Genomic DNA, 22,346 nt, shown 5'->3' with positions numbered 1-22,346 from the left:
TAGAAGATATGGCGATTTTGCAGGTAGAAAACATCCAGAAGAAGTTCGGAAAAACCTCGGTCCTGAAGGGGATCAGCTTCTCCCTGGAGGAGGGACAGGCTCTGGCCATCATCGGCTCCTCCGGCTCCGGCAAGACCACACTGCTGCGGTGCCTCAATTTTCTGGAGACTCCCGACGTAGGGACCATCCGGGTACGGGACGAGGTGCTCTTCGATGCGGCCGATCCCAGTACCCAGCGGGAGGCGGAGGTGCGCAAAAAGCGCCTCCACTTCGGTCTGGTGTTCCAGTCCTTCAACCTCTTTCCCCAGTATACGGCCCTGAAGAACGTGATGCTGGCCAAGGAGCTGCTGGCCCAGGAGCGGAGCGACTACAAGGCCAACCGGAAGGAGATCCTGGCTGAGATCCGGAAGGAGGCCCTGGCCCTGCTGGATCAGATGGGGCTGGCCGACCGGGCCGAGCACTATCCCCATCAGCTCTCGGGCGGACAGCAGCAGCGAGTGGCCATCGCCCGGGCGCTGGCGCTGCATCCGGACATCCTCTGTTTTGACGAGCCCACCTCCGCGCTGGACCCGGAGCTCACCGGCGAGGTGCTCAAGGTGATCCGCTCCCTGGCCGACAAAAAGACCACTATGGTCATCGTCACCCATGAGATGGCTTTTGCCCGGGATGTGGCCGACCAGGTCATCTTTATGGACGGCGGCGTCATCGTGGAGCAGGGCCCGGCCCGACAGGTCATCGAACAGCCCACCCAGGAACGGACCCGGCAGTTCCTGGCCCGCTACGCACAAAAGGCATAAGAACAGCCCCCGGAAACAAAGGTTTCCGGGGGCGTTTTCTTGCGGCGTGCAGATTCCCGAAGCGTACCTGTTCAGGGTGGGCACGGTGTGCTATAATAACACCGAGAGATTTGCCAAGACGAGGAGAACGCAACACATGGAAGCATTTTTTCTGCCGGTTTTATCCCATTTTCAAAATGAGAATTTCTGGACGGCCAGTGCCGGCCGGATGCGCTATCAGGTGACGCCCGAGGAGGAGAATCTGGCCGCCGAGGTGTGGGAGGGCCCCTGGGGCTATGCCTTCAGCACAGTGGAGGAGAAGCGGTATTTCCCCATGACCGCCCAGGGGCTGGAAGAACTGCGGGCCTGGGGCATCGCGTGGGCGGAACAGATCAACGCCCGGCCGCCCCGCACGCTGGAGGAGACCTTGGCGATGCGCGCGGCGGCGCTGGAGCGCAAACAGGCGGCCCAGGCGGCGGAAGAGCAGGAATAAAAAAAGCAGACACGCACAAAACCGGTGCGTGTCTGCTTTTTTGTTGTCTCAGGGGAGAGATGATCCCGCTCAGTCCTCGATGTCGGAGATCAGATTGACCCGGCGCTCATGGCGGCCGCCCTCGAACTCGGTGGTCAGGAAGGTCTCCACGATGCGGTCGGCCATGTTGGCCCCGATCATACCGCCGCCCATGGCCAGCATGTTGGCGTTGTTGTGGCGGCGGGTCATCTCGGCGGAGAGGGGCTCGGAGCACAGGGCGCAGCGGATGCCATTGACCTTGTTGGCGGCAATGGAGATGCCGATGCCGGTGGTGCACACCACAATGCCCCGCTCACAGGCGCCGGAGGCCACCGCCTCTGCGGCGGCCCGGCCGTAGACCGGGTAATCCACACTCTCGGTGGAGTAGCAGCCGCAGTCCTGCACCTCGTAGCCGTGGGACTCCAGCCAGCCCTTCACATGCTCCTTCATGGCAAATCCGCCGTGGTCGCAGCCCAGAGAAACTTTCATGTTCATATCCTCCTCAAATCAATTCAGTCCATCTATCCAGATCCGCCCTTACAGCGGCTTGGGAACGGGATTGTGACGGTGGTAGGTGGTCACATAGCGGAATCCGGTGTCCTTCAGCAGGTCGTAGGCGGCAGGGATGCCCAGGCCCACCCGCTCGGGGAAGTGGGCGTCGGAGCCCACGGTGATGAGCTCACCACCCAGGGCGCGATAGCGCTCCAGAATGGGGCGCCAGGGCGCCACAGTCTTGCCGCAATAGGTGTTCAGCTCGATGCCGCGTCCAGTCTCTACCACCCGGCGCAGCACGGTGTCGATGCTGTCCCACCAGGGGGCCAGGGAGATTTCCTGGGGCATATAACGCAGGGGATAGATGATGTGTCCCAGGATATCATAGGTCTCCGGCAGCTCCACCAGGCGGAGCATGGAGGCGAAATAGTCGTCCAGTACCCGGCGGCAGGTCTCCTCCGAGTCATAGGAGAAGTAGAAGAAGTCCTCTCCGCCCAGCTCGGGAGAGAGATTGTGGAGCGAACCGATCACAAAGTCCAGCTCGGGCAGGGCGAGCATGCGCCGGGCGTAGTCGGGATCAAAGGGGGCGCTGCCGTATTCGATGCCGAACCGGAGCTGGAGTCTCCCCTCAAAGGCGGGCGCCGTCGTCCGGAACTGCTCCAGGGCAGGGGACCAGTCATAATCGGGGGCAAAGCCGCCGTGCTCCAGAATGCGGTCATAGTGGTCGGTGACGCACAGCTCGGAGAGTCCGGCCTTCTCGGCCGCCCGGGCCATTTCAGCCAGAGGGACATGCCCGTCGGGGGAGAGTCTGGTGTGGGTGTGATAGTCGATGAAATACATACAGCACGCTCCAATTTGTCAGATTGGCCAGGAGGGAAGCCACTGGAGAAGGTTTGAGGTATACCACCGGGGGACCATCAGACCGATGAGCACCGGGTAGAAGGCGGCATACAGGGCCACCGCGGTCCCGGTCAGGGCATAGACGCTTTTGCACATCCAGGGCAGACCCATCTCGAAGAGATCGTTGTACACATAGGCCAGGGCAAAGCAGAGGAAGAGGATGGAGGGGAAGTAGTGATACTCGAAGGTGGTCCGTCCAATGAAGAACCAGGGGGCCAGCTGGGAGAAGTAGGCCACCACGATGAAAAGGGCCTTCCCGCAGCGGCGCCGGATGCAGTGGACGATGAGGCTCACAACGGCCAGCAGTCCGCCCCAGCAGACCACCGGGTTGGAGAAGGAGGCAAAGGCCGACTTGCTCCCCGGTACGGAGGTGTAGTCCAGATAGTAGAGGATGGGCCGTCCGTCCACGATCCACTGATACCAGCGGGAGGAGTAGGGGTGGGTGTCGTGGACGCCCTGGTGGTAGGTGAGCATATACTCCTGATTTTTCCACATCTCATGAATGAGGTTGCCCAGGCTGGTATCCCCTTTGGCGGCGGCGTAGGGCCAATAGGAGAGGGTATAGATGCAGGCGGGGATCACCACGAAGCACAGCACAGAAAAGGCCAGTGTCTGGATCAACCAGAGATTCCGGAATACCGGGGGAGTTTCCCCCTCCTCCACTTTGGGCCAGTCCCGCAGCTTGAACCACAGGCCCAGGAAATAGAGCAGAGCCAGTCCCACGCCGCCATAGATGACGGTCCATTTGCTGGCCGCACCGATCCCCCAGAAGAGGCCGGAAAGGAACAGCCAGGGCGCGCCCTTCCGGAACGGGGTGCCCGCCGGGAGGGTGAGATACCGGTACATGAAGTAGTACATGGCCAGGATGAAGAACACCCCGTAGGTGTCGATGGTGGCGATGCGGGTCTGGGTGAGATGCATGAAATCAAAGGCAAAGAGGGCCGTCCCGCAGAAGGCCACCGGCGTCTTCCCAAAGAGATTTTTGAGGAAGGCATAGAGCAGAGGAAGCATGAGCACACCGAAGAGCGTGCCCATAAAGCGCCAGCCAAAGGGAGTCATACCGAAGAGGCGGATACCGATGCCCAGGATGAGCTTGCCCAGCGGGGGATGGGAGATCTCATAGGGGTAGATCCCACGGATGTGCTCATAGGCGGTGCGGGCGTGGTAGATCTCATCAAAGTAGGTGGAGTTATACCAGGAGGGAGATTCCGGGACGGTGTCTCCCTCGTCAAAGAGGGCGGAGGCCTCCCCCGGCTGGTCGGGGCACACCAGATTTCCCGAAGTGTCATAGAGAGCCAGCTCCCCCAGTTCGATGGGGCTCTTGGTGGATTTGGCGGTGATGCGCAGGAAGCGGACCTCCAGCGTATTCTCGGGCGTGATTTCAAGCCACTTGAAGAGGTCGGCATAGTGCTGGGGCATGGCATAGCTGGGCTCATAGCCCTCCGCGTCGGCCCAGTAGTAGCCGGTGACGGTCCCCTCCTCGTTCTCCCGGGCCCAGAGGGTGGACCAGTGGGAGCCATCGGCGGAGATTTCCACATTGTAGTCTCCGGTGCCGAGACCCGGATAATACATCAGCCGGGTGAGCTGGAAGGGCTGGGAGAATTCCACCTCCACCGTCTGTGTCTCGGTAAAATTGTGAAAAGACTGTGGATTGGTAAAGGAGCCCAGCTGAAAAAAGGCGGTGGCGGCATAGACCAGCGTCAGGAGCAGGATGAGCAGGCCGTCCCGCCGCTCCAGTGGGTGACAGCGTCCCGCAAAGGAAAAGCGGGGTTTGGCGGGGGAGGGGAGGACCTCTCCGGTTTGACGGCGGATCCGGTCATGCAGGTTATGGGGAGAGAGGATCCAGCGCCAGTAAGAGCCAAACAGGAGAAAGAGGGCGGCGAGCAGAAGGATGGGAAAAATCAGCGTAGGCCGGATGGCCTGGAGCAGGATATCCATGAAAGACCTCCCGGAAGTTGGATTCAAGAGATAGCATAAGGTCAGATAACAAAAAAGGGATGGACAATGTCCATCCCTTATTTTATTTCTTTTTCTTTATTTTGTCAAAGAATCCTTTGAGCCCCTCTTCCTCCTCCGCGTCGGGCAGCTCGCCCATGGCGCGGCCGAAGTGGCGCAGGGCCTCCTTCTGCTCGTGGGTGAGCCCGCGGGGGACATCCACCGAGACGGTGACGTACTGGTCGCCCCGGCCCCGTCCGTTGACGGAGGGGATGCCCTTGCCCTTGAGGCGGAACGTGGCGCCCGGCTGGGTGCCCTCGGGCAGGTTCCACTTGACCTTTCCGTCGATGGTGGGGATCTCCAGCTCCGCGCCCAGGGTGGCCTGGAGGAAGGAGACCTTCTGATCCAGGTAGACATTCATGCCGTCCCGCTTGAACTGGGGATGGGGACGCACGGTGATGCTGATGATCAGATCGCCGGCCGGACCGCCGTTCTTGCCCGCGCCGCCCTGGCCACGCAGGGAGATGGCCTGACCGTTGTCGATGCCGGCGGGAATCTTGACGGTGATCTTCCGGTTCTTCCGAACCGAGCCGGCGCCGTTACAGGTCTTACAGGGGGTATGGATGAGCTTGCCGGTGCCGCCGCACTTGGGGCAGCTGGTGGTGGTGGCAAAGGAGAACGCGCCGCCGCCCCGCTGGATGCGGATGGTACCCGAGCCGTGACAGTCGGGGCAGATCTCGGCCGTCGTGCCGGGGGCGCAGCCGGTGCCCTTACACACGTCGCACTGCTCGCTGCGGGTCAGGCTGATCTCCTTTTCGCAGCCAAAGGCGGCCTCTTCAAAGGTGATGGTGACGGAAGCACGGAGGGTATCGCCCTTCATGGGGCCGTTGCGCCGGGCACCGCCGCCCCCGCCAAAGCCGCCGCCGAATCCGCCTCCGAAGAAGGAGCCGAAAATATCACCCAGGTCGATGTCGCCGAAATCGGCGCCGCCGAAGCCGCCGAAACCGCCGCCGGGGTTATAGTTGGGGTCAACACCGGCGTGGCCGAACTGGTCGTAACGGGCACGTTTCTCCTTGTCGGAGAGGACCTCGTAGGCCTCGTTGACCTCCTTGAACTTGGCCTCGGCCTCCTTATCGCCGGGGTTGAGGTCGGGGTGGTACTGCTTGGCCAGCTTGCGGTAGGCCTTTTTCAGCTCATCGTCGCTGGCGCTCTTGCTGACCCCCAGGACCTCGTAAAAATCTCGTTTCTGTTCAGGCATATGATCACCTCTTAAATTGAGGGAGTATGGAACGGCGGGCGCAAAGCGCGCCCCTACGCTGCATTTCCCGTTGCAGGGACGTATCTGGTACGCCCGCCAAAACGCCCCGAGTGGGACGGATGAAATTCACCCGTCCCACCACAGAGCTGATGTTTCTTTGAATCGCCGGAGGCGGTTTGCTGTGCGCCTGCTCCGGCCCCGGAGCGCTTCTATGTCACGCTCCAATGGGCCTGCGCCGCGGCCAGCTGCTCAGCCCTCCGCCGGAAATGCCGCCGGTCTGCGCCCGGCCTGTTTTCCGGGCTGCGGGCTTTGCTGCTGTCCTGCTTCAGCCCCGGAGCGCTTCTATGTCACGCTCCAATGGGCCTGCGCCGCGGCCAGCTGCTCAGCCCTCCGCCGGAAATGCCGCCGGTCTGCGCCCGGCCTGTTTTCCGGGCTGCGGACTTCGCTGCTGTCCTGCTCCGGCTCCGGAGCGCTTCTGATTCTTACTTCTTATCGTCGTCCACGACGGTGTAGTCGGCGTCCACCACGTTGGGGTCGGTGCCGCAGCTGCCGCCGCAGTCGCCGCTGCCGCAGTTGCAGCCGTCGGCTCCGGGCTGACCGCCCTGGGGATTGGCCTGCTGATACATCTTCTCAGCCACAGGATAGAACGCCTTGTTGGCCTCCTCGGTGGCAGCCTTGATGGCCTCCACGTCGCTGCCCTTCAGGGCCTCCTTCAGCTTGTTGATGGCAGCCTCCACGCTGGCCTTGTCGGCAGCGTCGATCTTGTCCTTCATCTCGTCCAGAGCCTTCTCGGTCTGGTAGACCACCTGGTCGCCCTGGTTGCGGACGTCCACCTCTTCCTTGCGCTTGGCGTCCTCAGCGGCGAACTGCTCGGCCTCCTTAACGGCCTTGTCGATGTCCTCCTTGGACATGTTGGTGGAGGAGGTGATGGTGATGTGCTGCTCCTTGCCGGTGCCCAGGTCCTTAGCGGAGACATTGACGATGCCGTTGGCGTCGATGTCGAAGGTGACCTCGATCTGAGGCACGCCGCGGCGGGCGGGAGCGATGCCGTCCAGGTTGAAGCGGCCCAGAGTCTTGTTGTACTGCGCCATCTCACGCTCGCCCTGGAGCACGTGGACCTCCACGGAGGTCTGGTTGTCGGCGGCGGTGGTGAAGACCTGGCTCTTCTTCACGGGGATAGTGGTGTTGCGCTCGATGAGCTTGGTCATCACGCCGCCCATGGTCTCAATGCCCAGGGACAGGGGGGTGACATCCAGCAGCAGCAGGCCCTTGACGTCGCCGGTGAAGACGCCGCCCTGGAGCGCGGCGCCCATGGCCACGCACTCGTCGGGGTTGATGCCCTTGAAGCCCTCATTGCCGGTGATCTTCTTCACGGCCTCCTGCACGGCGGGGATACGGCTGGAGCCGCCCACCAGCAGGACCTTATGCAGATCGCTGGAGGAGAGACCGGCGTCGCTCATGGCCTGGCGCACGGGGCCCATGGTGGCCTCCACCAGGTGGGCGGTGAGCTGGTCGAACTTGGCGCGGGTCAGGGTCAGGTCCAGATGCTTGGGACCGGTGGCGTCCGCGGTGATATAGGGCAGGTTGATGCTGGTGGAGGTGACGCCGGAGAGCTCGATCTTGGCCTTCTCAGCGGCCTCCTTCAGGCGCTGCATGGCGACCTTGTCGCCGGTCAGGTCGATGCCGGTGTCCTTCTTGAACTCGGCGGCCATCCAGTCCATGACGCACTTATCGAAGTCGTCGCCGCCCAGGCGGTTGTTACCGGCAGTGGCCAGAACCTCGATGACGCCGTCGTCGATGTCCAGGATGGACACATCGAAGGTGCCGCCGCCCAGGTCGTAGACCATGACCTTCTGGGCCTGCTCCTTATCCACACCGTAGGCCACAGCGGCGGCGGTGGGCTCGTTGATGATGCGCTTGACATCCAGACCGGCGATCTTGCCGGCGTCCTTGGTGGCCTGACGCTGGGCGTCGGTGAAGTAGGCGGGGACGGTGATGACGGCCTCGGTAACAGGCTGGCCCAGATAGGCCTCGGCGTCCGCCTTCAGCTTCTGAAGGATCATGGCGCTGATCTCCTGGGGAGTGTAGGCCTTGCCGTCGATGTTCACCTTATAATCGCTGCCCATCTCACGCTTGATGGAGATGACGGTGCGGTCGGGGTTGGTGATGGCCTGGCGCTTGGCCACCTGACCTACCATGCGCTCGCCGTCCTTGGAGAAGGCCACCACAGAGGGGGTGGTGCGGTTACCTTCCGCGTTGGGGATGACGACGGCCTCGCCGCCCTCCATAACCGCTACGCAGCTGTTCGTCGTACCTAAGTCAATACCAATGATCTTGGACATAATGTGTTTCCTCCAATATATCGAAATTTATTTTAAACAAAGTGAAAATGGGATGTGAACCCTCCGCGCTTGTTGTCACGCTGCGGGTCCTGCGCGGACGGCACACTGCTCGCTGCTGTGTGCCTGCTCCGGGCCCTTCGCGCTTCTTCTTAGTTTGCCACCTTTACCATGGCAAACCGGATGACCTTGTCACCGGACTGGAAGCCGGCCTGAAAGACCTCCACGACGGTATTTTCTCCGGCGTTTTCGTCCTCCACATGCATCACGGCGTTGTGAAGGTTGGGGTCAAAGGTCTGGCCCAGCGCGGGGATCTCCTCGACGCCCAGCTTGGAGAGGACCTCCTTGAGACCATTCATGGTCATCTCCACGCCCTTTTTATAGGCCTCGTCGGCGGTCTCCTGCTTGAGGGCCCGCTCCAGGTTGTCATACACCGGGAGAAAAGCCAGCACGGCGTCCGACTTGGCGCTCTGGTAGGCGTCGGTTTTTTCCTTCTGGGAGCGTCGGCGGTAGTTGTCATACTCGGCGGCCAGGCGGAGGTACTGATCCTCCTTCTGGGCCAGGGTATCCTTGAGCGCCTCCAGCTCCGAGAGCAGAGGATCGGGGGTGTCCGTCTCAGGGGCGGCGCCCTCCGTGACCTCTTCGGTCACGGTCTCCGGCTCCATCTGCTCGGCCTGTTCCACGGCCTGCTCGTTCTCTTTCTTACTCAAAGAGGTTCCCTCCTATTATGTTTCATCGTTGCGTCCGTCCCCGGTGGGAAGTTCTCCCTGGCCAAACAGCCGGGTGAGACCCTCCGCAAAATAGGACAGGCGGGCGGTGATCTTTGCGTAATCCATCCGTGTGGGGCCCACGACTCCGATGATGCCCCGCATGCCGTCCCCAATGTCGTAGCTGGCCATGACCACGCTGGTATCCTTCAGCGCGTCGGCCACATTTTCCGGACCAATGAGGATCTTCATGGGGCCATCCTTGGGAATGGGGAAGCGGGCGGCGTCCTGGTCCTCGGAGAGATAGCTCATCAGGGGCTGGGCCCGTTCCAGATTCTGATACTCTGGAAGCTCCAGCAGATGGGCCAGACCCGCGGTGTGGACCCGCCGGTGCTCCAGACCCTCCAGCACCTCCATGGCGAAGGAGACCACCAAGCTGATCAGGCCATAGGCATCACCGGCGGCATGCTGTGCCACCCGCATGAGTTCGGGCGTGATCTCCTCCAGCGTCAGATTGGTAAAGGTGGTGTTGAGCAGGGTGTTGAGCATCTGGAGCTGCGCCTCAGTCAGATCGGAGGGCAGCTGCACCAGCTTGTTGCGCACCAGATTGTTGTCGGTCATGACCACAATAATGAAGGCGTTTCGCTCCACCATCAACAGGTCAAAGCGCCGGATGGTCACCCGCTCAAACCCGGATGAGAGGGCAAAGGCGGGATAATTGGTGAGACGGGAGACCACCCGTCCAGCCTCGGAAATGACGCGATCCAGCTCCTGCATTTTGAGACGCAGGGCGCGGTTGATGCGCTCGGTCTCCTGCACGGAGAGCTGGTGCTCTTCCATCAGCTCATTGACGTAGAACCGGTACCCCTGGGGAGAGGGGATCCGTCCGGCCGAGGTGTGGGGCTTTTCCAGCAGGCCCATGGACTCCAGATCAGCCATCTCATTGCGGATGGTGGCCGAAGAGACCGAACGGTCCAGGGAGTCGGCAATGGCCTTGGAGCCCACCGGCTCGGCGGTGGAGATATAGCTTTCAATGATGGCACGGAGAATCCGCTTTTTTCGTTCGCTCAGATCCATGCGCATCACTTCCTTTGCGGCGGATTGGTTTAGCACTCTTTGTACCTGAGTGCTAAAGATAATGTACCACCCTCACCAGCAATTGTCAATAGGGGGGATGTAAATTAAATGTGAACGAAAATCCCGCCTTATGACTTGCATAAGGCGGGAGAGTCTGCTAAAAAAACCGGGCTCTTTTAAAAGGAGAGACAGGTCCCGGTATGGAGCGGTATGAGGCATCCGGGTTCCTGCTGGGCCATCAGATCAAAGGCCGGATGGCCGGTGCAGTGACCGGTACAGATCTGCTCCACCTCCAGCTCCTCGGCCAGCCGGCGGGAGAGGAGGCGCACCTGCTCCGGTGCCACACCCAGGGAGCCCATCCCGGTCTTGCCCACCAGGTGGAATCCCCCCACGATGGCGTGGACCTTCTGGGTGGGAAAGAGGGCGCGCACCTCGTGGACGATGTGGGCGGCTCCGGCGTGGCAGCAGGAGTTCATCACCACCAGCCCGTGGGCGGTCTCGGCCACCAGGGACTGCTCGTGGGAGACCGCGTCGGGGATCAGGTGGAGCCCGGGGGCCAGAAGCCGGGGGCCGTCGGCCAGATCAAAGCGCCCAGCCCATTTGGTAAAGAGATCCGGGTCCACACCGGCCGGGCGGCGGGAAGGATCGGCGGTGTCCTCCAGATAGGCCTGGACCGCGGCGGGGCGGGCCAGTACCGGGGCCTGTTGGTTGCGCCGGAAGAAGGCGGAGAACCCGCCGGCGTGATCGTCGTGGCCGTGGGAGAGGGCAGCCCGCTCCACCCGGCTCAGGTCGATGCCCAGCCGGTCCGCGTTGCGCACAAACAGGCCGGAGGTGCCGCTGTCCAGAAGATAGGAGTGGCCCTCGTAGTCCAGGTGCAGGGAGAGGCCGTGCTCGGCAATCAGGTGGTCGGGCGCGGAATTTTCGATGAGAACGGTGAGCCGCAGCATACAGATGCTCCTTTCCGGGGAAGAGGGCGGCGCTCAGGCGCCGGCGCGGGTGATGTCGTTGATCCAGGCGTGGGACCGGAAGCGGAGAATGCCCAGCGTGGACTTGACCAACTGCTCCACCGTCACGGCCACATAGACCCAGACAATGTTCCAGCGGAGCACCAGGGCGAAGAAGGCGGCCAGAGGAATGGCCACCAGCCACATGGCAGACACATCGATGATGGCGGCCACCCGGATGTCTCCGCCGCCCCGGAGGACGCCCACGGTGTTGGTGGTATCAAAAGAGCGCAGGGGCATCAGACAGCCGATGAAGGTGAGGATGATGGTGGCGATCTCCGACGAGACCGGGGTGAGGTGGAAGAGGGGATAGACCACCACCGGCAGCCAGGTATGGGCCGAGATCACCAGGAGGGTGCCGATCACGGCGCCGCAGAGGAAGGAGATGGTGTCCAGTGCGGTGGCCAGCTCATAGACCGTGGAGCGGCGGCCCGCGCCGATCTCCCGGCCGATGATGATGGCGGTGGTGTTGGCGATGGCCAGCACGGCCACGATGCAGATATCCTCGATGTTGCCCGAGATGGCTCGGGCGGCCAGGATCTGGGTGCTCCCCTCCATATGTCCCATGATGACCTTATACATGGAGGTGCCAAGACCCCACAGCATCTCATTGACCACCACGGGGGTGGCATAGCGGAAAAACTTCTGCACCAGCGCCCGGTCCGGGCGGAAGAGCACGGCGGGCTTGAGGCGGAAGCGGCGGTTGCACTTGGCATAGACCACCATGATGATGAATTCCACGATGCGGGAGGTGAGGGTGGCGATGGCGGCGCCCTCCACCTCCAGCCGGGGCGCGCCCAGATTGCCGAAGATGAGCACCCAGTTCAGGAAGGTGTTGGTGCACATGGAGGCGGCGTAGATGCACAGGCCCAGCTTGGGATTCTCCATGCTGCGGTGGGCGCCGGTATAGACGCCGGTGATGCTGTTGAACAGATAGGAGAAGCCCACGATGCGGGCATAGCCCACGGCCAGGGGGATGAGCTCCTGGTTGTCGGTGAGCAGACCGATGATCTGATAGGGGAAGAAAAAGAGGGAGGCGGCGAAGAGGGCGGAGATGGCGCCGGCCAGATAGAAGCCCACGCCCATGACCCGGTTGATGGCGTCGGTATCGCCCTTGCCCCAGTACTGGCTGATGAGCACGGAGGAGCCGCTCTGCAGCCCGAAGATGATCAGCTGAATGATGAAGACCAGGATATTGGCCTGGGCCACGGCGGCCAGGGGAGCTTCGCCGAGGCTGCCCACCATGAAGGTGTCGATCATGCCCAGGGATGTGGTGATGAGATTCTGGAACAGGATAGGCAGGGCCAGAAAGAGCAGATTCTGGTAGAAAGCCCGCCCCCGATTCAGATAAGAGAACATATGATTTGACCAAGCCGGCGATACCTCGCTCCGCCGGTGCCTTTCTGATGAAGTGTAAAATATGGAAGAGAAACAGACACGCGATCAGGCCCCCACACGGCTGGACCGGATGGCAGAGAGGGCGTCGGCCAGGGCGTCCACCTCGTCCCGGGTGCTGGTGGGACCGAAGGAGATGCGCAGCACCCCCATGGCGGTGCGCTTGGGCAGGCCCAGGGCGGCAAAGACATGGCTGGGCTTTCCCTTGTGACAGGCGGACCCGGAGGAGACACAGATCCCCTGGTCGCTCAGCGCCCGCACCAGCATCTCACTGGGATAGCCGGGCAGAGAGACGGAACAGATATGGGGGGCGTCCCCGGGTGTGACGATCTCCAGCCCCTCCACACGGGCCGGGAGCTGCTCCAGCGCATAGGCCTTGAGGGACTCCATATGGGCGCGGTATTCCGTCCCGTGGTCCATCCAGAGCCGGCAGGCGGCCGAAAGGGCCGCGATCTGGGCGGTGGGCTCGGTACCGGGGCGCAGTCCGCGCTCCTGTCCGCCGCCCCGCAGCAGGGGAGAGAGCTTGAGCCCGCTCCGGATATATTGGACGCCGATGCCCTTGGGGGCGCGGATCTTGTGGCCGCTCACGGTGAGCAGGTCCACACCCAGCTCCTTCACGGTAAAGGGAACTTTCAGAAAACCCTGCACCGCGTCGGTGTGGAAGAGGATCTCCGGCGCATATGCCTTGACGATGCGGGCGCATTCCGCCACCGGCTGAAGGGTGCCCAGCTCGTTGTTGACCAGCATCATGGAGACCAGCACCGTGTCCTCCCGCAGGGCGGCGCGCAGGTCCTCCGGCGAGATCCGGCCCTGCCGGTCGGGCTTGAGACGGGTCACCGACCAGCCCTTGCCCTCCAGGGCCTTGATGGGCTCCAGCACAGCGGAGTGCTCAATGGCAGTGGTAATGATATGACGGCCCCGCCGCCGCCCATGCTCCACCGCGGCCTGGATGGCCCAGTTGTCCCCCTCGGTGCCGCAGGAGGTGAAAAAGACCTCCTCCGGCGTGCAGCCCAGGGCCTCAGCCACAACGGCCCGGCGTTCCTCCAGCCGCTGGGCGGCCTGCTGGCCGAAGGCGTGGCGTGCGGAAGGATTGCCGAATGCGGCGGTCATCTCCTCCAGAGCGGCCTGCGCGGCCTCCGCGCAGACGGGAGTGGTAGCGGCGTGGTCCAGATAGACGAACATAGAACCTTATTTCCCCCTTGTTGGATCGCAAAAAATCACATGACACAGAATGAAAATATTGTATCGCCCGCTGTGCGGAAAGTCAAGGAAGGAGCATTTTGCAGATTCCTTAAGAGAAAAGAGAAGTGGTTAGCAGATGAAAACCGGGGTCGGAGAGGCGCTTTTGTGTATTGTGACAGGGAAAGGAATGGAGAAGAATCAATAGTCTGGCAGGCCCAAGCAAGGGATCAGACTTGACAGTATATAAAAAGGGTCCTATACTGAAGTCGATAACCTAGAAAGAAGGTATGAAAATGAGCGCCATTGCGTTGAGAGAGGGCGTCTGGTCGGTGGGTGTACTGAATCCATCGCTGCGCGTCTTTGATATTGTGATGGAGTCCAAGTACGGGACTTCTTACAATGCCTATCTCCTGACCGGAGAGAAAAATGTCCTCATTGAAACGGTACATACCGACTATTTTGAGGAATATGTGGAGAACATTGAACAGGTGATCCCGCTGGAGCGGGTGGACTACCTCATTATGAATCACAACGAGCCGGACCACTCTGGCAGCGTGTCCAAGCTGCTGGAGCGCTGCCCCGACCTGAAGATCTTCTGCACCGCGGCTGGAAAGAAGCATCTGGAGGACATCACCAACCGCACCTTCCCGGTGCAGGTGGTCAAGGCGGGGGACACCCTGGATCTGGGCGGAAAGACGCTGGAATTCATTCCGGCCCCCATGCTCCACTGGGCCGATTCCATGTTTACCTGGGACCCGGCGGACAAGGTGGTATTTACCTGTGATTTTCTAGGCGCCCATTTCTGTGAGCCCACCATGCTGGACAGCAAGATCCATGACAAGGCGGCCTATGCCGGGGAGCGTCACTTCTATTATCAGTGCATCTTCGGACCCTTTGCCTCCTATGTCCAGGCTGGTCTCAGCAAGCTGCCCGCCGAGGCGGAGATGGCCTGCACCAGCCACGGCCCCGTGCTGACCGAGACGCTGGAGGAGTGCAAGGCGCTCTACCGCCAGTGGAGCACGCCGGTCCCCAAGGAGGGGAAGACGGCTGCCATCATCTACGCTTCCGCCTATGGATGCACCCGGGCGCTGGCCCAGGCCGCTGCCGAGGCGCTGGAGGAGATGGGCATCCGCACCGTACAGCACGATGTCACCATGGAGAGTCTGGACGCCTGCGCCGCCATCGCCAACGAGGCCGATGTGGTTCTGGTGGGTTCTGCCACCATCAACCGGGACGCGCCCAAGGCGGTATGGGATGTGCTGGGCTCCATCGACGCCATCAACACCAAGGGCCGCGCGGCCGGCGCTTTTGGCGCCTACGGCTGGAGCGGCGAGGCGCCCGGTATGCTTCAGACCCGCCTGGGACAGCTCAAGTTTGCCACCCCGGCGGAGGCCTTCCGTGTGCTCTTCACGCCGACACAGTCCGATCTGGACGCGATGAAGGACTATGCCCGCTCCGTGGCGGCCCTGTTGAAATAAACCATAAAAAAGGAGATTAGAAACCATGGATAAGTATGTCTGCGGCCCCTGCGGCTATGAGTATGACCCCGCGGTGGGCGATCCCGACAACGGCATCGCTCCCGGCACCCCCTTTGAGGCTCTGCCCGAGGACTGGGTTTGCCCGGTCTGCGGTCTGGGCAAGGACGTCTTTGAGAAGGCGTAATTCCAACCTGAAACACTGCAAAGCCCCGGAACCATCTGGTTCCGGGGCTTTCTGCATAGAAATCGGTTCTGCGTGCCCGAGGGGATCACACCGGGAGCACGCCGGTATAGATGAGTACCTGGCAGAGCAGGGAGGCCGTCTCCTCCCGGGTGGCGGCGTCCTGAGGAGCGATCTGTTCGGGGCTGTCCCACAAGAGAGAGAGGGGCTGTCCAAAGAGATTCTGATGTCCGTTGGTCAGGAGCCACACGCTCTCCCGGGCCCAGGGGGCGTAGGCGCGGAGGGCGGCGCTGTCCATGGTGTCCTCCGGTATGCCCTTGGAGGCCTCGTAGAAATTGAGGCTGAGATTCTCGGCCAGGCGGGCGAGAATGGAGAAGAGCTGCTCATGGGTCACCGGGTCATCGGGGTGGAACTTCCCCTTTCCGTCGCCGGAGAGAAGACCCAGCTGCTCCAGAGCATAGACCGAGGGACCATACCAGCTGTCCATGGACACGTCGGAAAAGACGGCGGGGCTGGAGGGCATATTGCAGTTGAGGGCCGCGGCCAGCATGGTGGCAAGCTCTGCCCGGGTCAGAGAGTCCTCCGGATGGAAGGTCCCGTCCCCGGTGCCGGAGAGGATCTGATAAGAGGCCAGCAGGTCGATGGACTCGGCATAGGGGCTGGCCGACGTGTCGGAGAAGGAGCGGTCCAGGTAGGTCAGGCCATAGGTCTGAGCGGCCTCTTCCGGGGAGACACAGGTCCAGCCGTTGGAGCCGCCGGTCCCCTGCCACAGGTCCACTGTGGGGGGGATGGCCGAGAGCAGCTGCGCAAAGGCGTCCCGGTAGGCCGGACTGGAGGCCTGTTCCCCGTCGATGTACCAGCGCCAGCCCAGATCCAGCCGGTAATATCCGGCGGTGTCGCCGTCGGGCGGGGCGGCGGAGAGGAGGATGGCCACCTCGTCGGCCAGGTCGGGGTCTACCAGCAGGTGGGGGATGATCCCGACGGTGTCGGTGGTGGCTCCGGCAGGGGAGAAGTAGCGGTTGGTGGTGATCTTCATGGCGTCCCCGTCCGGGAAGTAGTCGGGATAGACGCTCTGGTCAAAGAGGGTCTGTGCCACACCCTTTCCAAAGGTGCGGCCACCCACCACGATCCCGGCATTCAGGTCCCGGATGCAGGCGGAGAAGAGCTCAGAGGAACTGGCGGTATATCCGTCGGAGAGGACGATGACCGCTTTGTCGGTGAGGGGGGACAGGGAGGAAGAGAATGCGCCGTAAGAGCCGGAGCCATCCCGCAGATAGCCCGTATTCTGCGCGTCGGTAAAGGCGCTGACCGCCTGGGAGGCCGCCGAGGTCAATCCGCCTCCGTTGCCCCGCAGGTCCATGACCCAGACCCTGGCCTCATCCTGGTAGGCGGAGATCCCCTCCTGGATGTGGGGATAGGTGTCCGTGCCGAAGGTGGTGCACTCCAGATAGCCCACACGTCCCTCCACCAGGCGGGAGGTGGTGGTGGGGACCGTGATGGCGGCCCGCGTCAGGGTGACCGTGTGCTTCTCCTCTCCGCGCTGGTAGGTAACCGTGACCTGAGTGCCGGCCTCTCCCTGGATCCAGGAGGACACCTGTGCGGCATCCACGCCCAGGGTGGAGCGGCCGTCCACCGCCACGATCCGGTCACCCTCCCGCAGCCCGGCAGCCTGGGCGGGAGAGCCCTCCAGCACGGAGGTGATGGTCATTCCGTCGGTGCCGGCGATGGAGACCACGCCGATCCCCACCAGACTGGCATCCTCCATGGAGGAGAGAAAGGCCTGGTATTCTTCTGCCGTAAAATACTGGGTATAGGGGTCCCCCAGCTGTTCCAGCATGGCGGAGATGGAGGTCTGGTCCAATACCTCCTGGGGTACGGGGTCAATATAGGCGTCTGTGAGCAGGGTGCGGGCCTGCTCCAGGGTGAGAGCTTGTGCGGGGAGCGCCAGCAGGGAAGCGAGAAACATACCCGACAGGATACGGGCGCAGCGGCGTCGATTCATCAAAAAGGGCCTCCTTGATTATGTTAACGCTATTTTACAACAAAATGGGAATGAGGACAATGCCTCATTCCCATTTTTTACAGCTTACCTATATTTGGAACTCAGGGGACAAAGTACAGGTTGTGCACGCCCAGAATCTGCTCCACCGGGGCAAAGGAGACGCCGGAGGCGGCATAGGCCTCCTCGCCGTCCAGGGCGAGGGTGTAGAGGGTCTGTCCGTCCTGGCTGACGGTCACCTGGTCCGGGGACTGGGCGTCCCAGGAGACGGTGCAGCCCAGCTCTTCAGCCACTGCGCGGACGGGGAGCATGAGCTTGCCCTCCTGGAGCTGAGGCAGTTCCTGCTCGGAGAGCTCCAGCTCCGCTCCGTTGAGGGAGACCGACTGGAGATCGGCGTGGATCCAGCCGGCATTGCCGCCGTCCAGAAGAATCAGGGTCTCGGGGGTGGTCTGGGCGGGGTAGGACTCGGCTACCATGTCGTACCAGCCCACCACATAGTCGCCGGGGATCAGCTCGTCCAGAGAGAGGCCGGAGACCTTGGTCTCGTCCGAGAGGTGGTAGACCAGATCCTCCGTGCCGATGGAGACCGAATCGCCGTCCCGGGTGACCGAGGTCACCCGGCGGGCCATGGGCACTCCGTAGTCGGCGGGGATGGAGGCCAGGATCAGGGTGGCGCCCGCCTGGGCGGGCTCACTCAGCGTCATGACCGGGGTGGAGTAGATGTAGAGAGACTCCCCATCCCGGAGCTGATCGGCGGTCATGGACTCGCCGGTGACCGCATTGAGGATGACCGTCTGGTCGGAGATGTGATAGAGGATATCCTGCTCGGTCTCGCCGCCGGCGTGGAGGAGCACAGAGTCTCCGGAGAGCTCAGAGGCGGTCCCCCAGCGGTAGATCCAGCCCAGCTGCTCGGGCAGCTGATAGGAGGCGGTCCCGGTAGGGGCCTGGGAAGAAACGCCGCTTTCCGGCTCGGCGGCCAGGGCGGGGGTGAGCAGCAGCGCGCAGCTCAGCGCGGCACAGACGAGAGTTTTCATAGAAATGGCTCCTTTCCTTACTTGGGATGATGTGCTTTAGACGGAAGGAGCGCCGGAAAGGTTCCGCCCAGACGGAGATTTTTTGGGAAAAAGATACGGACCGCCCTCACTCTTCGCCCACGATGCGCACGGCGGTGCCGTAGGAGGTGAGCTCCGCGGCACTCTGCATGAGGGAGGAGCTGGCATAGCGGATGTTGATGACGGCGTCGGCCTCCATCCGCTCGGCCTCGTCCACCATGCGCTTGGTGGCGATCTGGCGGGCCTCATTGAGCAGCTGGGTGTAGCTCTCAATCTCGCCGCCTACCAGGGTCTTCATCCCGGCCATAAAGTCCTTGCCGAAGTTTTTGGACTGGACGACCGAGCCCTTGACCAGGCCCAGGGCCTGGATCTTTTTGCCGGGGATGTAATCAATATTGAGAAGCAGAGAAGCAGCATCTTCTTCTCCTCCTTTGATTTGTTGAATGCGCTGGAACAGTGCCAGCAGTACGCCAATGATAAATACCATGGGGATGGCGGCCAGGATCACGATGAGCCACAGGGGAGGGGCCTCCTCCGGGCTGATGGTAAAGCCCCAGACGATCAGCGCCATGACCCCGGCCATCAGCAGGATAAAGACCAGAGCGGCGGCCACCGGGCCCACGTAGCGGATGCGGGTGTCGTTTTTCCGGATGTTCATAAAACGGGTCCCCTCCTGTTCCATCTGCTCCATTTCGGCAAGCCAGGCCTCGGCGTCCAGGGTGGCAAGCTGGGCCTGGGCGTCGGCCAGGCGCTGGCAGAGCGCACCCATGGTGGCGAGGTTGTGCTCCTCCCGCCGCAGCTGGATCACATGGCGGCGGAGCACGTCGTCCAGCGTCAGAGAGCCGTGCTGGAGCCGGCGGATCTCCTCCAGAGGAACATCCAGCTTGCGCAGGAGCTTGATCTTGCGCAGGACCTCCACCTCCTCCTCGCCGTAATCCCGGTAGCCGTTGTCGCTGTTGCGCTGGGGGGTGAGCAGTCCCTCCTTTTCATAGAAGCGGATGTTGCGCTTGGTGATGCCCACCCGCTCCTCCACTTCATTGATCTTCATGTCCGATCCCTCCTCTGATGAGCGTATGATACACCATACACCGGGTAGAAGGTCAAGTGTTTTTTCCTGGAAAGAAGCGCCCGGAGAACGGAAGCTTGTCTCCGGGCGGAAAGCCTGCTATAATGAGGCAAATCTCAGGATGGGGCGGACCGTGCGCCGATCTGCGCAGGCCAGGATACCCGTCGGAGGAGGGTTTTTGTGCATAAGCCAACCTTACATCGGGTGTATTCGCCTTCCCAGGGGGAGGATCGAGCCCTCTCCCGGATCGGCTGGGCGCTGCTGGCCTATCTGCTCACCGGCATTCTGGTCCAGGCCGGTGTGCTGCTGGCAGCCAGAGTGTGGCTGCCCTGGCTGGCCCGGGATCCGCTCTTTCAGTGGCTGCTGTCGGTATGCAGCTCCTATGGGGTGTCCTTCCCGGTGTTTGTCTGTGTGCTGGGACGGGGCGGGGATGACCCGGAGCGGCAGGGGGAGGTCCTCTCACCCGGAAGGCTGGGGGAGACCTACTGCATCGCGCTGGCGGTGCTCTATGGCGGGAGCGCGGTGGGGGCGATCCTCCGGGGACTGCTGGGTGCTGTGACCGGATGGTGGGGGACGGACCCGGTGGAGAGCATCCTCTCCTATCCGCTTCCCCTGAGCCTGCTGCTGACCGGCGCTCTGGCGCCCATCTTTGAGGAGCTGATGTTCCGGGGGCTGATCCTGGAGCGGCTGCGCTGGTACGGAGACGGCTTTGCAGTGGCCGCGTCGGCGCTGCTCTTCGGCATGGTGCATGGGAATCTCTTTCAGATGCCCTATGCCTGTGCGGTGGGGGTCGTACTGGGTTGGGTGGCCGTGCACAGCGGGCGCCTGTGGCAGTGTATCCTCCTCCACGCGGGGATCAATCTGCTCTCCAGCGGCGTATTTCCCCTGGCAGAGCGGCTGGGCATCGAGGCTCCGGTCTATGCGGGGACCTGGCTTTTGGTGGGCATCGGGGTATGGCGGCTGATTGCCCGGCGGGGCGAACTGGGGCAGCTGGTCCGGACCATGGGGAGCCCGGGGTGGGGAAGGCTGCTGCGCAGTCCCGGCATGCTGGCCTTCAGCGTCTGGACCGTCCTGTCCTGCCTCTTCTATCTGATCGCATAGAGAAAGGTCTGGCCGCAATGCGGCCAGACCTTTGATTTTAGGCGTATGTTATTTTGCCTGCGCAGCCAGCTCGTGGTTGATATCGTCCTTGTGTACGATAAAGGTGCGCCACCAGAAGATGCAGAAGAAGAGGATGGCGGCCACGATGCCCACGGGGTAGGCAATGGAGGTGGACAGGTGCAGGCACTCGGGGGCCTGGAAGAAGTAGGTGATGGAGACCGCGGACATGAAGGTCGCGGGGATGGCGGCCATCAGGCTGGCGATGGGAGGATAGCCGTACTTGTGGATGAACACGCCGCCAGTCCACAGAACGATCATGGCCAGGGTCTGGTTGGACCAGGAGAAGTATCTCCAGATCATGGAGAAGTCCAGCTGGGACAGGATGGCGCCCACGGCCAGCAGAGGCACGGCCAGGAAGAGACGGGTGGTCATCTTGGACTGATCAATCTTGAACCAGTCAGCGATGGTAAGACGGGCAGAACGGAACGCGGTATCGCCGGAGGTGATGGGGCAGGCGATGACGCCGATCATGGCGAGGACCGCGCCCACAGGGCCCAGCAGACCGTGGCAGATCTGGTAGACGATCTCGCCCTGGTTGTTGTTCACCGCGGCCAGAGCACCGGAGAGACCGGCAGCGCCGTTATAGAAGGAGACACCCGCAGCGGCCCAGATCAGGGCGATGATGCCCTCGGCCACCATGGCGCCGTAGAACACGGTGCGGCCCTCCTTCTCGGAGGTGATGCACCGGGCCATCATGGGAGACTGGGTGGCATGGAAGCCGGAGATGGCGCCGCAGGCCACGCTGACGAACATCATGGCCCAGATGGGCTTTCCGTTGGGGTCTTCGTTGGCGAAGTGATCCCACAGCTCGGGCATCTGGTACCCGCCGAAGATGATGCCGCCGGCGACACCCAGAGCCATGATGATCAGGCAGATGCCGAAGATGGGATAGAGCTTGCCGATGATCTTATCGATGGGCAGGAAGGTGGCGCACAGGTAGTAGAGCAGGATGACCACCAGCCAGAACTTGGCGTTGAGCACGGTGGGAGTCAGGCTGGCCAGCAGGCCGGCCGGGCCGGTGGAGAAGGTGGTGCCCACCAGAACCAGCAGGACCACAGAGAAGATGCGCATAATAAAGGTGATGACACGGCCCATGTACTTTCCGACTACCTCGGAGATGGAGGCGCCGTCCTCGCGCTCACTCATCATACCGGAGAGGAAGTCGTGGACGCCGCCGCCCAGGATGGTGCCGAACACGATCCACAGGTAGACCACGGGGCCCCAGCAGGCACCGGCCAGTGCGCCGTAGATGGGGCCGAGACCGGCGATGTTGAGCAGCTGGATCAGGAAGATCCGCCAAGTTTTCATAGGCATGTAGTCCACGCCGTCCGGATGGACCACGGCCGGGGTCTGCCGGTCGTCGATGTGGAACACATGCTCCATCAGCTTGCTGTACGTGAAGAAGCCCACGATCAGCAGGACCAATGCGACCAAGAATGAGATCATGAAAATCCCTCCTTCAAAAGTTCCCGCAGGAGAGAAGCACACACATTCCGCTCCCCCCGCAGATCCAGATGGGCTGCCCTGTGCGGGCCCAGCCTCCGGAAGCGGTTCCCATTATAATCTTTGTGCATATTATTTCAAGAAGCGAAATAAACAGAAATATTCGGTTGATTCTTGTCAATTTTACAAGACGGACCAGTCCGAAAAAAAGCCCTGGAACTTAGGCTGGAAATGTGATGAAAAGTACGGTAGAATAAGAGAAAAGCCCGGCCCGTCTCCTTGTATAAATATTACAGGAAGATGGGTATCTGACCACTTAGAAGGCAGTAAAATGGGTTGATAGGCCGGTAAGAGATCCCGTAGAGGCCGGCCGTGAAATGGAACGAAGGA

Annotated in this window: 19 protein-coding genes and 1 pseudogene; 5 read left to right on the top strand and 15 right to left on the bottom strand. The window is 62.1% G+C overall.

The window, feature by feature from the left end; genetic code table 11:
* Nucleotides 1-8: 8 nt before the first annotated feature.
* Together H8S34_RS05930 and H8S34_RS05925 are read left to right on the top strand one after the other, a co-directional pair.
* Complete coding sequence (locus H8S34_RS05930) at nucleotides 9-797, top strand: amino acid ABC transporter ATP-binding protein (protein WP_101691170.1); 789 nt, start codon at nucleotides 9-11, stop codon at nucleotides 795-797.
* 136 nt (nucleotides 798-933) lie between these two features.
* A complete protein-coding gene (locus H8S34_RS05925; RefSeq protein ID WP_101691171.1) occupies nucleotides 934-1,269 on the top strand; it encodes a hypothetical protein in 336 nt (111 codons plus the stop codon).
* A 69-nt stretch (nucleotides 1,270-1,338) separates the two neighbouring features.
* Here H8S34_RS05925 and rpiB read toward each other — a convergent pair whose 3' ends face one another.
* The 10 genes from rpiB to H8S34_RS05875 all read right to left on the bottom strand — a co-directional run bounded on the left by rpiB (nucleotide 1,339) and on the right by H8S34_RS05875 (nucleotide 13,576).
* The gene (gene rpiB, locus H8S34_RS05920) at nucleotides 1,339-1,776 is read right to left on the bottom strand and encodes a ribose 5-phosphate isomerase B (RefSeq protein WP_186963309.1); all 438 of its coding nucleotides are present in this window, start codon (nucleotides 1,774-1,776) and stop codon (nucleotides 1,339-1,341) included.
* 48 nt (nucleotides 1,777-1,824) lie between these two features.
* Nucleotides 1,825-2,619 (bottom strand): histidinol-phosphatase HisJ family protein, encoded by a 795-nt coding sequence (locus tag H8S34_RS05915; protein ID WP_186963308.1) that lies wholly within the window; start codon nucleotides 2,617-2,619, stop codon nucleotides 1,825-1,827.
* 18 nt (nucleotides 2,620-2,637) lie between these two features.
* Nucleotides 2,638-4,617 carry a phospholipid carrier-dependent glycosyltransferase gene (locus tag H8S34_RS05910; protein ID WP_186963307.1) on the bottom strand — a complete coding sequence of 660 codons (1,980 nt, stop codon included), beginning with the start codon at nucleotides 4,615-4,617 and terminating at the stop codon, nucleotides 2,638-2,640.
* A gap of 82 nt (nucleotides 4,618-4,699) precedes the next feature.
* A complete protein-coding gene (gene dnaJ / locus H8S34_RS05905; RefSeq protein WP_186963306.1) occupies nucleotides 4,700-5,872 on the bottom strand; it encodes a molecular chaperone DnaJ in 1,173 nt (390 codons plus the stop codon).
* 482 nt (nucleotides 5,873-6,354) lie between these two features.
* Nucleotides 6,355-8,214 carry a molecular chaperone DnaK gene (dnaK, locus tag H8S34_RS05900; RefSeq protein ID WP_101691176.1) on the bottom strand — a complete coding sequence of 620 codons (1,860 nt, stop codon included), beginning with the start codon at nucleotides 8,212-8,214 and terminating at the stop codon, nucleotides 6,355-6,357.
* A gap of 149 nt (nucleotides 8,215-8,363) precedes the next feature.
* Nucleotides 8,364-8,921: a nucleotide exchange factor GrpE gene (gene grpE, locus H8S34_RS05895; RefSeq protein ID WP_101691177.1), complete on the bottom strand. Its 558-nt coding sequence runs from the start codon at nucleotides 8,919-8,921 to the stop codon at nucleotides 8,364-8,366.
* Nucleotides 8,922-8,936: 15 nt separating this feature from the next.
* Complete coding sequence (gene hrcA, locus H8S34_RS05890) at nucleotides 8,937-9,995, bottom strand: heat-inducible transcriptional repressor HrcA (RefSeq protein WP_101691178.1); 1,059 nt, start codon at nucleotides 9,993-9,995, stop codon at nucleotides 8,937-8,939.
* A 176-nt stretch (nucleotides 9,996-10,171) separates the two neighbouring features.
* The gene (locus tag H8S34_RS05885; RefSeq protein ID WP_186963305.1) at nucleotides 10,172-10,942 is read right to left on the bottom strand and encodes an MBL fold metallo-hydrolase; all 771 of its coding nucleotides are present in this window, start codon (nucleotides 10,940-10,942) and stop codon (nucleotides 10,172-10,174) included.
* A gap of 33 nt (nucleotides 10,943-10,975) precedes the next feature.
* Complete coding sequence (locus H8S34_RS05880; RefSeq protein WP_101691180.1) at nucleotides 10,976-12,358, bottom strand: MATE family efflux transporter; 1,383 nt, start codon at nucleotides 12,356-12,358, stop codon at nucleotides 10,976-10,978.
* Nucleotides 12,359-12,442: 84 nt separating this feature from the next.
* Complete coding sequence (locus H8S34_RS05875; RefSeq protein ID WP_186963304.1) at nucleotides 12,443-13,576, bottom strand: cysteine desulfurase family protein; 1,134 nt, start codon at nucleotides 13,574-13,576, stop codon at nucleotides 12,443-12,445.
* 293 nt (nucleotides 13,577-13,869) lie between these two features.
* Between H8S34_RS05875 and H8S34_RS05870 the strand changes: the two genes are divergently transcribed.
* On the top strand, nucleotides 13,870-15,054 hold the full coding sequence (locus H8S34_RS05870) for an FprA family A-type flavoprotein (protein WP_186963303.1): 1,185 nt from the start codon (nucleotides 13,870-13,872) through the stop codon (nucleotides 15,052-15,054).
* A 25-nt stretch (nucleotides 15,055-15,079) separates the two neighbouring features.
* On the top strand, nucleotides 15,080-15,238 hold the full coding sequence (gene rd, locus H8S34_RS05865) for a rubredoxin (protein ID WP_101691183.1): 159 nt from the start codon (nucleotides 15,080-15,082) through the stop codon (nucleotides 15,236-15,238).
* Nucleotides 15,239-15,323: 85 nt separating this feature from the next.
* Here rd and H8S34_RS05860 read toward each other — a convergent pair whose 3' ends face one another.
* From H8S34_RS05860 to H8S34_RS15100, 4 genes and pseudogenes are all read right to left on the bottom strand, one after another.
* A complete protein-coding gene (locus tag H8S34_RS05860) occupies nucleotides 15,324-17,237 on the bottom strand; it encodes a S41 family peptidase (RefSeq protein ID WP_186963302.1) in 1,914 nt (637 codons plus the stop codon).
* A 101-nt stretch (nucleotides 17,238-17,338) separates the two neighbouring features.
* Nucleotides 17,339-18,268 carry a stalk domain-containing protein gene (locus tag H8S34_RS05855; RefSeq protein WP_186963301.1) on the bottom strand — a complete coding sequence of 310 codons (930 nt, stop codon included), beginning with the start codon at nucleotides 18,266-18,268 and terminating at the stop codon, nucleotides 17,339-17,341.
* A gap of 106 nt (nucleotides 18,269-18,374) precedes the next feature.
* The gene (locus H8S34_RS15105; RefSeq protein ID WP_243207950.1) at nucleotides 18,375-18,692 is read right to left on the bottom strand and encodes a YbjQ family protein; all 318 of its coding nucleotides are present in this window, start codon (nucleotides 18,690-18,692) and stop codon (nucleotides 18,375-18,377) included.
* 453 nt (nucleotides 18,693-19,145) lie between these two features.
* Nucleotides 19,146-19,334, bottom strand: a pseudogene (locus H8S34_RS15100) (MerR family transcriptional regulator); the annotation flags it as partial.
* 198 nt (nucleotides 19,335-19,532) lie between these two features.
* Here H8S34_RS15100 and H8S34_RS15455 point away from each other — a divergent pair.
* Nucleotides 19,533-20,453, top strand: coding sequence for a CPBP family intramembrane glutamic endopeptidase (locus H8S34_RS15455; protein ID WP_186963300.1), 921 nt, complete (start codon nucleotides 19,533-19,535; stop codon nucleotides 20,451-20,453).
* Between the two features lie 48 nt (nucleotides 20,454-20,501).
* Here the strand turns inward: H8S34_RS15455 and H8S34_RS05840 are convergent, their stop codons facing one another.
* Entirely contained in the window at nucleotides 20,502-21,959 is a 1,458-nt protein-coding gene (locus H8S34_RS05840; RefSeq protein ID WP_101691189.1) for a carbon starvation CstA family protein, read from the bottom strand.
* Between the last annotated feature and the right edge of the window lie 387 nt (nucleotides 21,960-22,346).

Source organism: Pseudoflavonifractor hominis, from assembly GCF_014288125.1.
Lineage (GTDB): Bacteria > Bacillota > Clostridia > Oscillospirales > Oscillospiraceae > Pseudoflavonifractor_A > Pseudoflavonifractor_A gallinarum.
Note: the sequence above shows the minus strand (reverse complement) of the source record. Positions and strands in the feature narration are given on the sequence as shown.